The sequence below is a fragment of the Wolbachia endosymbiont of Ostrinia scapulalis genome, assembly GCF_023559145.1.
Taxonomy (GTDB): Bacteria; Pseudomonadota; Alphaproteobacteria; order Rickettsiales; family Anaplasmataceae; genus Wolbachia.
Window position 1 is genome coordinate 999,093 of the sequence record NZ_CP096926.1, and the last position, 12,336, is coordinate 1,011,428.

Below are 12,336 nucleotides of genomic sequence, written 5' to 3' on the forward strand. Positions count from 1 at the left end.
TTTATTTTCACTTTTTACTCCATTATTTCTTATTTTTACGATTTAAAGAGGCAAAATCTATTTTTTCAGGTTGCTGTCCTTGATGCTTATGTTCTGAACCAGAATAAACATACAAATTTTCAAACCTTCTACGTGCCATAGGACCATCATCAAGCATTCTTTTTACTGCCATTTTTATCACACGCTCAGGGAATTTGCCATTTAAAATATTATCTGGAGTAGTTTTCTTTAAACCACCAGAATAACCTGTATGCCTATAGTAGATTTTATCTTTAAGTTTCTTTCCGGTAAAATGTACCTTTTCTGCATTAACAATGATTACATTATCACCACAGTCCATATGAGGTGTATATTCAGGTTTATGTTTTCCACGCAATAACATTGCTACAAATGCTGCAAGCCTTCCTACTACTAATCCTTCTGCATCTATAACAAGCCATTTTTTATTAATTTGTTTCTCTTTTAAGAAAAAAGTTTTCATATATCAATACATAACAGTAGGTTATGATATACTAAGTTGCTTGATAGTGTCAACAACATTAGTTATTGATTATTAAAGTAATTTATGCTAATAACTTAAACAACATGCTAGAAAGCAAAATGTTTCGATTGATTATTATATTTGTAATTGCTTTTTGTACCATAGGTTGCTATGCAATTGATTTGGAGGAAGCTATAAGCAAAGCTATCAAAAACAGCTCAAAAATAAAGTCTCGATTTTACCAATATAAGAGTGCTGAAAAACAACTAAAATCTTCTGGATTGGCTGGGTTTTTACCTGACATCAATTTACAATATAATTTCGATAGTAATTTTAATATTATTAACGGTCTACAAAACTCTGGAAAACGTCTAACATTAAGTCAAAGAATAATAGATGGTGGTGGCACTTTTGCTACATTCAGCCGATCAAATCATCTTCTCAAAGCAGCAAAAATTAGATTTCAGCAATCTAAGCAAGAAGTTGCACTCAGGGCTGTGAAAGCATATGTTAACGTTTTACAAAAGGCAGAAATATTAAAATTGGGGGAACATAAAGAACGTGTTTCTTTAGAACACTTGTCAGCTATGAAAGAACGCTTTTCTCTTGGAGAAGTTACTAATGCTGAAGTTTTGTTCGCAAAAGCAAAATTTTCATCTTCTATATCCAAAAGAGTTGATGCTGAAGGTGAATTAAAGCTCGCTAATATTGCTTACTATCATTTAATTGGTGAAGATGCTGATAATCTTCACGAGACTAATGGTAAACTACCTTCTATACCAGAATTAAATGAATGTTTACAGTTAGCAAAAACCAACAACTTGTCCCTAAAAGCAGCTATTTATAAAAAAAGAGCTGCTGGAATGGAAGTGATTGCTGAAAGTTCCAAGTGGCTTCCTTCTTTGAATCTAAGCGCAAGTAAAAATTTTGGAAAGGACAATATAAAATTAGACACGTTACTAGAAAATGTGAATGTTGTCTTTACTCTTGATATTCCGATCTTTAAAAGAGGAGTTAATGTTTTTGGTGTTAGTAGAGCTAAAATGGATGCAAAACAATCCACTTACGATTATTACGAAGCAGTAAAAAATATAGAACAAGCAGTTATAAATGCTTGGAATAACGTGCTGACAGCAAAAGCTATTATTAAAGCAAGTCAAGAAGCAGAAAAAGCGGCAGCTTTAGCATTAGAAGGAGTTGAGCAAGAAGTAAACTTGCATTTAAAGAGTACAACTGATCTTTTGGATACTGAAGATGAATTATTTAAAGCACGTTCCGATCTAATTCAGGCAAAAAGCAATTATGTAATTAGTGTTTACAATTTGCTTTTTATGATAAATAGTATAAACCTTTAAATTTAATGGTATGAGCGATAATCAATCTGTAAAAGATATACTAGAAGATATAAAAAAAGCTATATCGGGTAAAAATCCAAGCGGCGATAGAGCAGAAATAATAGATGAAGATGATGACGTATTATGCCTTGAAGAGGAGTACCCAGAAGACATCGAAGAAAAAGAAAATAGTGAAGAAGAGAATAATTGCCAAAGTGAGAAAATGAATAACCAATTTAATAGTTACAACTCAGAAGAGAAAAATTTGTATAATAATATCCAAATGAGTAGTAACAAAGTGAGCTATCAAGAACAAAGTAACGAGCATTTAGTTTTAAAAGAAAATATGGAGGAAATTAAAACATTGCTTGAAAAGATGCAAAGCGAACTACGGCATAAACAACAAAAAAGAGCGGATCTTACTGTTGAAGAATTAGTTGTATCTCTTTTAAAACCTCAGCTTTCAGAGTGGCTGAATAAGTATCTACATGCATTGGTAAAAGAAGTAGTTGAAAAAGAGCTCAAAGATATAATCAATAATAAGTAGGTTATTAGTATAAAGACCAGAGTAAAAACAGCTAGAGGTAGAAAATTATCTTCAACAAGATGGCTACATCGCCATTTGAATGATCAGTATGTGCAAAAAACCAATAAGGACGGTTATAGATCGCGCTCGGCATATAAGTTAATAGAAATAGACGATAAATTTAAACTACTCCAACAAGGGCAAAAAATTATTGATCTTGGCGCTTTTCCTGGTGGATGGTCACAAGTTGCATCTAAGAAAGGAGCGAGTGTGATTGCTGTTGACATAAAACCAATAAACGCAATTAGTGGAGTAGAGTGTATACAGTGTGATATTATCAGCGAACTTGAAATTTTAAGAGAAAAATTCAAGGATCACAAATTTGATGTAATTTTATCTGATATGGCACCAGAATCTTGCGGTTTAAAATCGTTAGATCATATCAGAATTATGCTTTTATGCGAAGCAGCGCTCAATTTTGCAAAGCATTTTTTGAATCATGATGGCAAATTTGTAGTAAAAATTTTTCAAGGAGAGTCTGATAAAGATTTCTGCAATGAGCTAAAAAAAATGTTCAAAACAGTAAGATACTTCAAACCAAAATCAAGTAGATCTGAATCTACAGAAATGTATTTAGTAAGTTTAGGCTTTATTGGTGGCAACTATTCTGTATAGCAGGTACTTACAGAAATGTTGACGAATCTTATCCTATTAAACTGAAGATTAATAACGCTCGCACAAAAGCCCCTTTTTCTTGTTTAAATATTTATGATAGTTAATTAAATTCTTGACTTTATTGCTTAGATATATAATAATTAAAGTATATTATTATTATTTTTATAGGAGAGTTTGATGTGTATTTAGAATTGTTGAAACAGATATTAAGTATAGTAAATCGTGAAAATGATTTGAATGGTAATAACATAGTTGAAAAAATAGGAAAGCAACTACAAGAAAGAGAACTATCTACTTATAAAGAATGGGAGAAGAAAAATTGTGATATAAATTATAAATTTAGTAATAATAATTATTATGGCAAAGAAGAATTAACATTATTACGTGTAGCATTTCTAGATAATCAAGAAAATGTAGTAAAAGCTCTATTAGCAGTAAAAGGTATAGATGTTAATTTGCAAGATGTATATGGAAAAGCTCCTTTACATTTGGCTATTGAAAAAGGTAATGAAAATATAGTAAAAGCTCTATTAAATAAGGGGGCTAGTTTGAATTTGCGAGATAAAAGTGAAAGCACCCCTTTATCTCGTGCTGCTGAGAAAGGCAAAATGGAGATAGTAGAGGCTATATTAGCTAATGGGCCTAACGATATTAATTTGCCAGATACATGTGGATACACTCCTTTGTGTATTGCTGCTTATAAGAGTCATCACAAGATAGTAAGAGCTCTATTAAAAGCAGGTGCTGATCCTTTAGTAAAAGGTCGTTGTAACAAAGATCTAGCAGAAATGGTTACTGAAGACGCGATTATGAGAGGAATAGTCTGTGGTGTTGGTATATTTATTATTACATCTATTGTAGCTGCTATAGTAGTTACTTCTGCATATTTTATTGGTGTGTCATTATCAGTAGGTGCTATGGCTGGGATAGCTGTGGCTGCTGCTGTACTCACAGGACTTGTTGCTGGTGGTATTACGTATGAAGTGTATAAGCCTTGTGATGAGTTAAAGGAGGCTATTGCTGAAAAAAAACGTCAAGTCTTAGTCAGCCAGCTAAATGTAGTTAATGTACAATCAGAAGTTTCTTCAGAGTTAGGCGCAACCATACGCGTCAAGTTAAGAGATTGTGAGCAAATTTAGAGAGGTTAAAGTGGATACTCTAGTCCTTCTACGTTTGTCTTTTAATGAAAATAGCGACCAAGTTATAGTGAGTTTTTTAAGAAATGCTTTTAAACTATTAATTTTGGTTAATACTAAAAATAACTCTCTAACCCGCCTTTTTAGCTCAATAAATGCCTTTGTTAAGCTAAGTTCTGTATTCTTTTTCACTTCTGTGCAACCAACTATGCCGTGAAATATAAGAATTGCGCACAATTTAGCATATAGTTCACATAATACTCTGCATGGCTTTCCTTTTAGCTTATCAAGCCTGATATGGCTTTTATACAATTTAAATAATAACTCAATTTGCCACCTTACTCTGTAAATCGTTAATACTTGCTCAGCACTAATTTTATTTTCTGGAACATTAGTTATAAATATTGACCAGTTCAACAATTTTTGATTTCTTTTAGAGGATGTATATCCCTGCGATCTTGCTAATCTATTAGCTTTCCTTCTTCTGGCCATAGACTGTTCTTCAGTTAGTTTCTGACATATAATTCTTACTCTAATTTTTGCTTCTTTTCCTAACAATACCTCGTTTTCTAAAAATAACTTATCCTCTAAACATTCTAATAACTCCATTTTTTGATTTGTTTCTACATCATATATGTTGGTATCAGATTTATAACGACTTATGAAATAAGCTCCTATTTCATTGATTTGTTTAAAAGAACTTGGCACAAAATAACCGAGATCAGATATTAGCAAATCATTGCTTAATATATTACTTAAATGTTTCCTATATCCCTGGTCTGATCTTACCCCCTCCGTTAAATTAAGTTGGTCTATTATCTGATTCATGTAGTCGAAAACTAATTGTAACTTTATTCCAGACTTAGTATTGCTTTCATAGCCACTGTAGCTAGTACCATAACCTTTATACATCTCTTCCATACTGTTAGGTAGAGTAATATAGCTACTGTCCAATAATTTAACACTATTAAATTGCTGTAAGATTTTGCAATCAACTTGCAAGATATTTTTAAAGAGAATCACAGATTCATTATACATCCTTTTCATAAATTCCACTGCTTCTTCAGTAAATCTAAAATCCAAACCTTGTTTTGTTATATCTATCGAGTCCTCGTTTAGTAATTGACACATTGTTTCTACGCTACAATTATCAACTCCTATATTACCCAAGACCATGGCTTTTACGAATGATGAACCTTTTAGCTTTCTCTTTCTTTTTATAAACCTTGTTGTAATTGAGATTTTCTCTGCTTTTTCATTAAAAAATTCTTTGAGCTTTTTTGATAAGCAAGTTATTTTATTCATTGGTTCTCTCACTAAAAGTATATCTGGGAGAACTTATACCTTATTATTCTATCTCTTTCATACCTTTATTTCCTTAACTTGACGCGTATGATTCTTTTAACAGTCTTGTGTAAATCTCTACAGCTTTTTTAAATTCTTTGTTAGCGTAATAGATATTCCCTAGTCCAATTAAAGCACTTTCATGATAAGGAAATCTTGCGATAATCTGATTGAGGAGAGAAGTAGCTGTTTCACTATCTCCTAACTCAAAGGAATCTTTTGCTTTTTTTAAAATAGAGTATATGTCAAAATTCTTGCCAGAATTCTGCGAAATTTTGATATTAAATTTGTCACTTTTTCTCTCGAGAACATCAAGATCTTTATATTTTTTATCAGCTTTTATATGCTTGACAACACTATCAAAGACCTTCTGTATCTCCAAATTTTCACTAGCATAGGTAACAGAAGACCTCCATAAAATCACAACGCAAATTAACATGCAGACAAACATAGATCCTAGTGTTGTGGCATTGGCTGCAGCGCGTAACCAGTAAATCTTATTTCTTTGAACTATACGCAACACATTACAAATTCATAAATGCTAAATTACTTATCTAATATAATAATAAAGATATTATTAATTGGCAGATACTATTTAGAATGAGTTAAAAGAGCACTTCTACACATTCCATATGGTTGCCAATTACACTCCTCACATGCGTAGTCAAATTTCTCTAAAGACATTTTCTTTCTAATTCTTTTGACTGCTTCACTCCAGGTCAAAATCTCGCCAATTTTTATTCCTAAAATTTCCATATGCCTTCTATCTAGCTCTAAAACTTTAGCTTGTGTGGTACATTTACCTTGTTTAGTCTGGTTTGGGCAAACACTGCAAATAGTGTCAAGATTATCAACTACTTCGATTTTAGTATTAGGATCACTAATTACTTTACTTGCTATCTTTTTGTAATTTTCTACAAAGCTCTGAGAATATCCATACCCTTGAAATGCAAGAGTGCACATAAAATGATGAGGACGAAACCTTATCACTTTTTCAAATACTGCAAAGCTGCTACAAGTAGAAAAATTTTTACCAAACCAGGAAGGATGAATGGTAAAACACCTACCATTATTGCTTGTTTCAGACCCACGTAAATAGTAAGCCAACTAATACCACAAATAAAGATTACGACTGTACCCGCCAGACAACTTAAAGAATTACACATAAATGATTTATATTTAGAGTTCAGTAATTCATTTACTCTGCTCATTACTACAACAGCAACTAAACAGCCAATCAAATATCCACCTGTTGGCCCGAGAAAAATGTGATGACCACCAGAAAAATTCGCAAAAACAGGAAATCCTGCTGCACCAAGTGATAGATATGTAAGCACAGAATAGAATGCTGTTCTGCGGTTAAATTTAAGCCCAACAAGCATTAATCCTAAAGTTTGCAATGTGATAGGCACAGGCTGCAATGGTATGCTTATTTGAGCCATCAAGAATAAAAGTAAAACACAAGACAATATTTCAGCCAGTGTTGACCTACTGCTTGATTGTGTTATAAACATATCTTCCCAATAAAAATAACTTACTAAATGTAATATATGTGTATAAGAGGTTTTGCAATTTAAATTTTGCTTATATTGCGCTACAATGAATTATTTATGCACTATTTAAAAATGATGAGTAAACAAGATCTATTATCGTTGATGAAAGAAAGACACAGCGGACGTTCATACGATCCTACAAGAGCAATATCTCAGAAAGAAATGGATATTTTAATAGAAGCTGTAAGGCTCACACCCTCGTGTTTTGGTGATGAACCTTGGCGATATGTGATATGCAACAAACAGAACAATCAAAGCGCATGGAAAAAATTGCTCGGTTGCCTTGATGAATCTAATCAAAAGTGGGCAAAAGATGCACAAATACTAATTATATCTCTAAGCGCTAAGAACTTCCGTAAACAAGGTAAAGGAGAAAATTTTTGGGCTAAGCATGATACTGGTGCAGCAAATTATGCACTTATGCTGCAGGCTGCAGCTATGAACTTAATGGCTCATCAAATGGGTGGATTTGATAGAGATAAAATAGTTAAGAGATTCAATATACCTGATGATTTTAATGTAATGTCAGTGATAGCAGTTGGTTACGAAAAAGAGGGTGCTGAAGTCAAAGAAAAACAAAGAAGATCAATAAAAGAAATATTCTTTTATGACGAATGGCCAGCGAGCTGACTTGACCATTCTTCTCTTAATATCTTAAAAATTGAATTATTTGGCAAATAATTTTTTTTCATCCTACCCTCTTCAATTGCTTGCCAATCTTTCCACGATAATTTCTTACTTCCAAGTTCATAGTCCATACCATCCCATATATCTTCTCGAAAGCCATAAACAGCAAAATGCCAATTATATTCATTAAAAATAGAAGTAAGATCTCGAAAATAGTGCTCTAATCCTTTTGAGCAGCGGTGCCCGCCAAACTCTCCAGCAAGGATCTTATAATCTGGTATATTATACCTCTTTTGGAAAATTTTTACAGGTTCTATATATGATTTTAACTTATCTTTATTCCAATACTCTACTTTTTTTGCATCAAAAGATTGAACATGTCCAGGGTAGGCGAAGTTACCTTGGTTTAATTTTAAGTTTGTATAAGCAAAGGGCTCATATATATGAAATGAATAAAGAACATTTTTATCACTAACTGGTTCAAATTTGTTAAAAGTATTAGAGTCAGCATAACTGCTGCTATCAAATATTATTGGGGTCTCTGAGTCAACTTGGCGGATACTGTTTACCACGCTGCTATAAAAGCCAAATAGATTCTTCTGAACTTTGCTTTGTTCTACGTTATAAATAGCCGAGTCTGCAGTATTATAAAGCCTTTCTGGATGTGGTTCATTTAAGATATTATATCCAACAATAGCAGGATGATCTTTAAGCTCTTTCGCAAGATCTTGCCAAAATTTTGCTGCTTGTTTTTGAAAAGCTTGATCTGACCATAAACGTAAATCATCTTTATCGTTATTATTTTGCTTCCATCTAGATCCAGGTAAGCTAAGCATCGTTAACACTACTGGTATTTTTTGTTGATGAAAAGCATCTAAAACATCTTTCAGAACTTTCAGGTCTTTGGAAATCAGGCCCAGATAATTGTCTGCATTGCCTAAGAGGAAGTCACGTTGCGTAGTTTCAAATTTGTCAGGAGCAAGACGAATAAAACCAATTTTGTATTCCTTTGCTGCTTTGATTAAGTCACTATCAACTTTTCTATTGAAAACATTTGCTCCCTTTCTAACTCCAGTTTGCCAAAAGAGCATTTTGCTGTTCTCCGGTATTGACTTAGCACTCACATTACAGAAAACTATAGAATACAAAACAGCTGTAATTAGAAGAAAAATTTTCACTTATATAATTTTGCTATAATGGTAAGTAACCTAACAGACAAGATCCCGTTTGTAAAGATGCATGGTACTGGCAATAGTTTTGTTATCATAGACTCACGTTCAGCAAATAATTTAGACTGGAATTATAGACAAATTGCTGATCAAGGCAGTTGTGATCAAGTGATAATTATAACAATGTCTAATGCTGCAAACTGCTTTATGCATATCTACAATGCTGACGGTAGTCGAGCTGAAATGTGTGGAAACGCAGCACGCTGTGTTGGATATTTGATAATGTTAGAAAAAGGTACTGAATATATCACTATTGAGCTGATAAATAATCGTATCTTAGAATGTTTTAAAGTAGGTGATAAATCAATAAAGGTCAATATGGGTAAACCACTGCTTAAATGGAATGAAATTCCTCTTTCTTGTGAATGCGATCCCCTTTATCTACCTATAGAGCTTGAAATGCTGAAAGAGCCAGTTGCAGTAAATATTGGTAACCCTCATATAGTTTTTTTTGTTGATAACATAAGCGAAATACCATTGCAGAATTTAGGACCAAAGCTAGAAAATCACGAATTATTTCCTCAGAAAACAAATGTTAGTATTGCACAAATAGAAAAATCTGGAGAAATAAACTTAAGAGTTTGGGAAAGAGGAACAGGTATTACTGCTTCATGTGGTAGTGCGGCTTGTGCAGCATTTGTTGCATCTATACTTCGTAAGTGTTTGGCTACTAAACAAACTTCAGTGCATTTACCAGGAGGTCAGTTACTGATTGAGTGGTCAAAAAATATACTGATGACTGGGGATATAGGGTTTTTATGACCTAGGCTAGGCACTGACACTCATTACTTCTAACACCTTTTTACCAATCACAGCAGGGGTTTCTGCAATCGCAATCCCAGCACTACGCATAACCTCTAACTTTGCACCAGCACTTCCGCCACTAGAGGAGATAATAGCCCCAGCGTGCCCCATACGTCTTCCTGGAGGTGCTGTTTGACCTGCTACAAAACCAACGATTGGCTTTTTAGTTTTTTCTGTTTTCACAAAATGTGATACATCCTCTTCTTCGTTTCCACCTATTTCACCAATAACTACAATACCATGAGTATCATCATCTTTTAAAAACAACTCCATACAATCAACAAACGTCATACCATGAACAGGATCCCCTCCAATTCCTATACATGTTGACTGACCAAGACCAACAGCGGTTGTTTGTGCTACCGCTTCATAAGTTAAAGTTCCAGAGCGAGACATAATTCCTATATGTCCACGTCTGTGAATATGTCCTGGCATAATTCCTATTTTGCATTCTTCGGGTGTAATAACCCCTGGACAGTTTGGGCCAATCAATCGACTGTTTGAACCAGCGAGAGCGTGCTTTACCTTTACCATGTCAAGTATAGGAATGCCCTCTGTGATGCAAACTATTAATTCTATCTCTGCATCTATTGCCTCAAGTATTGCATCAGCTGCAAATTTAGCAGGTACATATATCACAGTAGCATTCACGTCAGTTTTTTCTTTAGCTTCTGCTACGGTATTAAAAACTGGTAAATTAAGGTGAGTGCTTCCACCCTTGCTAGGAGTTACACCGCCAACCATTTTGGTTCCATAGCTAATTGCTTGTTCTGAATGAAATGTACCTTGTGCACCAGTAAAGCCCTGACATATTAATCTTGTATCTTTATTTACTAAAACAGACATACTCTACTTCACCTCTTGTACTATTTTCTGTGCAGCCTCGTCAAGTTCGTCTGCAGCAATAATATTTAGCCCTGACTCTTCTAAAATTCTTTTTCCTTCTTTGAAGTTAGTGCCTGATAATCTAACCACTAAAGGGACCTTAATATCTATTTCTTTTGCAGCTTCAACTACTCCATTTGCAATGATATCACAACGCATTATACCGCCAAATATATTAACCAAAATTCCTTTTACATTACTATCAGATAATATAATTTTAAATGCTTCAGTGACAGTTTCCTTACTTGCTCCACCACCAACATCTAGAAAGTTAGCAGGCTCTGCTCCATAGTACTTTATTATATCCATTGTTGCCATAGCAAGACCTGCACCGTTCACCATGCAACCAATATTGCCATCCATTTTTATATAACTGAGACCATGCTTTGAAGCTTCTATTTCTTCTTTGACTTCTTCATCGTAATCACGTAGGCTCACGATTTCTGAATGACGGTATAGAGCATTGTCATCAAAATTAATTTTAGCATCAAGTGCAATAAAATCTCCAGCATTCGTTTCAACTAGTGGATTAATTTCTATCTGGCTCGCATCAGTTGTAATAAACGCATCATATATATTTTTTGCAATATTCGTTACCTTTCCTATTTGTTCTGAACTCAGATTAAAGCTATTGCAAAGCTTATTGTTATCAAAACTTGTAAAACCAGTAGCAGGGTCAATATTAAAATTCACAATCTTTGTAGGAGAATTTTTTGCCACTTCTTCGATATCCATTCCACCTTCTGAAGAAAATATAAATACTAGCCTGCTAAGCTTTGGATCGACTACTAGACTCAAATAGTACTCTTTTTTAATGCTTGAACCTTCTTCAATGTATACTCTCTTTACCTGCTGTCCGCTTGGCCCTGTTTGATGAGTAACTAAAGTTATGCCAAGCATGTCCTTTACAAGTTGTTGAGCTTCTTTAGTTGACTTTGCTAGCTTTACGCCACCAGCCTTACCCCTACCACCTGCATGAATCTGAGCTTTAACCACAAACACGTCAGATTTTAGTTGATTTATTTGAGTTTCTACTTCTTCTGCAGATGTAGCAACAAAACCCTTTGGTACCGGGACATTAAACTTGTGTAAAATTTCCTTTGCTTGATATTCGTGAATATTCATAAGATAACTAATTATTAACCTTAGTAAAAGCTACCAACCATAACGCTGTCTTCTGCATTCTTGCTGATACCTCTTTTTTCTTGCTTCAGCTTTTTTTTTAGCTGTTTTCTCTGATTTCTTTTCGTGATATTTTTTTTTCATTTTGATCCCTCTTCCTTCCTTTTGAATTATTTTTTTCAACACTGGAAGAGCTCTATCTACATCACCATAATGGACTGATACTTCAATCAAACTCTATACCTCCTTCGGTAATCACTTCAAAATCCATTTATAAATTAGAAAATTAACATTGTCAATTATTTTATAAACTTGAGCGATAGAATATGATATGCAGTGATTTATATGAAAAAAGCTTCATTCTGTTGTCAATCATTTACTTGCTGATAAAAATTGCTCTTAGGTTACAGTGCTCTTGTAATTTTTCTAATCTCGGGGCGGAGAGATTTGAACTCCCGACCCTTTGGTCCCAAACCAAATGCGCTACCAGGCTGCGCTACGCCCCGACTTCCTTACTAAGAGTATCGATAGTTCGGAAAAATGCAAGTTTCATTTATTTCTTTTAGGAAAAATATAATGCAGATCTTTATATAGAGTGTCAAGTTGCACTAGCCATATTA

14 protein-coding genes, 1 tRNA gene and 1 pseudogene are annotated in these 12,336 nt (G+C 33.8%); 6 read left to right on the forward strand and 10 right to left on the reverse strand.

The window, feature by feature from the left end; all coding sequences use genetic code 11:
- Positions 1–22: 22 nt before the first annotated feature.
- Positions 23–481: a 50S ribosomal protein L13 gene (gene rplM, locus M1L26_RS04875; protein WP_211908568.1), complete on the reverse strand. Its 459-nt coding sequence runs from the start codon at positions 479–481 to the stop codon at positions 23–25.
- Positions 482–585: 104 nt separating this feature from the next.
- On the opposite strand from rplM, the gene M1L26_RS04880 reads away from it, so the two are divergent.
- The 4 genes from M1L26_RS04880 to M1L26_RS04895 all read left to right on the forward strand — a co-directional run bounded on the left by M1L26_RS04880 (position 586) and on the right by M1L26_RS04895 (position 4,155).
- On the forward strand, positions 586–1,836 hold the full coding sequence (locus M1L26_RS04880; RefSeq protein ID WP_211908727.1) for a TolC family protein: 1,251 nt from the start codon (positions 586–588) through the stop codon (positions 1,834–1,836).
- 10 nt (positions 1,837–1,846) lie between these two features.
- Positions 1,847–2,362 carry a PopZ family protein gene (locus tag M1L26_RS04885; RefSeq protein WP_211908566.1) on the forward strand — a complete coding sequence of 172 codons (516 nt, stop codon included), beginning with the start codon at positions 1,847–1,849 and terminating at the stop codon, positions 2,360–2,362.
- A gap of 75 nt (positions 2,363–2,437) precedes the next feature.
- On the forward strand, positions 2,438–3,016 hold the full coding sequence (locus M1L26_RS04890; RefSeq protein WP_007302033.1) for an RlmE family RNA methyltransferase: 579 nt from the start codon (positions 2,438–2,440) through the stop codon (positions 3,014–3,016).
- A 179-nt stretch (positions 3,017–3,195) separates the two neighbouring features.
- Entirely contained in the window at positions 3,196–4,155 is a 960-nt protein-coding gene (locus M1L26_RS04895; RefSeq protein ID WP_250120058.1) for an ankyrin repeat domain-containing protein, read from the forward strand.
- Here M1L26_RS04895 and M1L26_RS04900 read toward each other — a convergent pair.
- From M1L26_RS04900 to M1L26_RS04915, 4 genes and pseudogenes are all read right to left on the reverse strand, one after another.
- Entirely contained in the window at positions 4,132–5,457 is a 1,326-nt protein-coding gene (locus M1L26_RS04900; protein WP_250120059.1) for an IS4 family transposase, read from the reverse strand. The two genes, M1L26_RS04895 and M1L26_RS04900, sit on opposite strands and share 24 nt — an antisense overlap.
- Before the next feature lie 91 nt (positions 5,458–5,548).
- Positions 5,549–6,019 (reverse strand): annotated as a pseudogene (locus M1L26_RS04905) (tetratricopeptide repeat protein); the annotation flags it as partial.
- A 68-nt stretch (positions 6,020–6,087) separates the two neighbouring features.
- Positions 6,088–6,486 (reverse strand): DUF1284 domain-containing protein, encoded by a 399-nt coding sequence (locus M1L26_RS04910; RefSeq protein WP_211907623.1) that lies wholly within the window; start codon positions 6,484–6,486, stop codon positions 6,088–6,090.
- Positions 6,483–7,010, reverse strand: a complete 528-nt coding sequence (locus M1L26_RS04915; protein WP_211907622.1) for a biotin transporter BioY — start codon at positions 7,008–7,010, stop codon at positions 6,483–6,485. Before M1L26_RS04915 ends, M1L26_RS04910 begins: the two co-directional genes overlap by 4 nt.
- A 96-nt stretch (positions 7,011–7,106) precedes the next feature.
- On the opposite strand from M1L26_RS04915, the gene M1L26_RS04920 reads away from it, so the two are divergent.
- Complete coding sequence (locus M1L26_RS04920) at positions 7,107–7,679, forward strand: nitroreductase family protein (RefSeq protein WP_211907621.1); 573 nt, start codon at positions 7,107–7,109, stop codon at positions 7,677–7,679.
- Here the strand turns inward: M1L26_RS04920 and M1L26_RS04925 are convergent.
- On the reverse strand, positions 7,655–8,800 hold the full coding sequence (locus tag M1L26_RS04925) for a glycoside hydrolase family 5 protein (RefSeq protein WP_250120062.1): 1,146 nt from the start codon (positions 8,798–8,800) through the stop codon (positions 7,655–7,657). The two genes, M1L26_RS04920 and M1L26_RS04925, sit on opposite strands and share 25 nt — an antisense overlap.
- Before the next feature lie 72 nt (positions 8,801–8,872).
- Between M1L26_RS04925 and dapF the strand changes: the two genes are divergently transcribed.
- Positions 8,873–9,667 (forward strand): diaminopimelate epimerase, encoded by a 795-nt coding sequence (dapF, locus tag M1L26_RS04930; protein WP_010403976.1) that lies wholly within the window; start codon positions 8,873–8,875, stop codon positions 9,665–9,667.
- Between the two features lie 6 nt (positions 9,668–9,673).
- Here the strand turns inward: dapF and sucD are convergent, their stop codons facing one another.
- From sucD to M1L26_RS04950, 4 genes are all read right to left on the reverse strand, one after another.
- Positions 9,674–10,555, reverse strand: coding sequence for a succinate--CoA ligase subunit alpha (gene sucD, locus M1L26_RS04935; protein ID WP_064085491.1), 882 nt, complete (start codon positions 10,553–10,555; stop codon positions 9,674–9,676).
- A 3-nt stretch (positions 10,556–10,558) separates the two neighbouring features.
- Entirely contained in the window at positions 10,559–11,719 is a 1,161-nt protein-coding gene (sucC, locus tag M1L26_RS04940) for an ADP-forming succinate--CoA ligase subunit beta (RefSeq protein WP_211907619.1), read from the reverse strand.
- Positions 11,720–11,749: 30 nt separating this feature from the next.
- Positions 11,750–11,950 carry a 30S ribosomal protein S21 gene (rpsU, locus tag M1L26_RS04945; protein WP_211907618.1) on the reverse strand — a complete coding sequence of 67 codons (201 nt, stop codon included), beginning with the start codon at positions 11,948–11,950 and terminating at the stop codon, positions 11,750–11,752.
- A 198-nt stretch (positions 11,951–12,148) separates the two neighbouring features.
- Positions 12,149–12,222, reverse strand: a tRNA-Pro gene (locus M1L26_RS04950).
- Between the last annotated feature and the right edge of the window lie 114 nt (positions 12,223–12,336).

What these genes read in the sequence shown, in the direction of transcription:
- rplM (WP_211908568.1), bottom strand. Translation starts at nt 481, where the DNA reads ATGAAAACTTTTTTCTTAAAAGAGAAACAAATTAATAAAAAATGGCTT.
- M1L26_RS04880 (WP_211908727.1), top strand. Translation starts at nt 586, where the DNA reads ATGCTAGAAAGCAAAATGTTTCGATTGATTATTATATTTGTAATTGCT.
- M1L26_RS04885 (WP_211908566.1), top strand. Translation starts at nt 1,847, where the DNA reads ATGAGCGATAATCAATCTGTAAAAGATATACTAGAAGATATAAAAAAA.
- M1L26_RS04900 (WP_250120059.1), bottom strand. Translation starts at nt 5,457, where the DNA reads ATGAATAAAATAACTTGCTTATCAAAAAAGCTCAAAGAATTTTTTAAT.
- M1L26_RS04915 (WP_211907622.1), bottom strand. Translation starts at nt 7,010, where the DNA reads ATGTTTATAACACAATCAAGCAGTAGGTCAACACTGGCTGAAATATTG.
- M1L26_RS04920 (WP_211907621.1), top strand. Translation starts at nt 7,107, where the DNA reads ATGCACTATTTAAAAATGATGAGTAAACAAGATCTATTATCGTTGATG.
- dapF (WP_010403976.1), top strand. Translation starts at nt 8,873, where the DNA reads ATGGTAAGTAACCTAACAGACAAGATCCCGTTTGTAAAGATGCATGGT.
- sucD (WP_064085491.1), bottom strand. Translation starts at nt 10,555, where the DNA reads ATGTCTGTTTTAGTAAATAAAGATACAAGATTAATATGTCAGGGCTTT.
- sucC (WP_211907619.1), bottom strand. Translation starts at nt 11,719, where the DNA reads ATGAATATTCACGAATATCAAGCAAAGGAAATTTTACACAAGTTTAAT.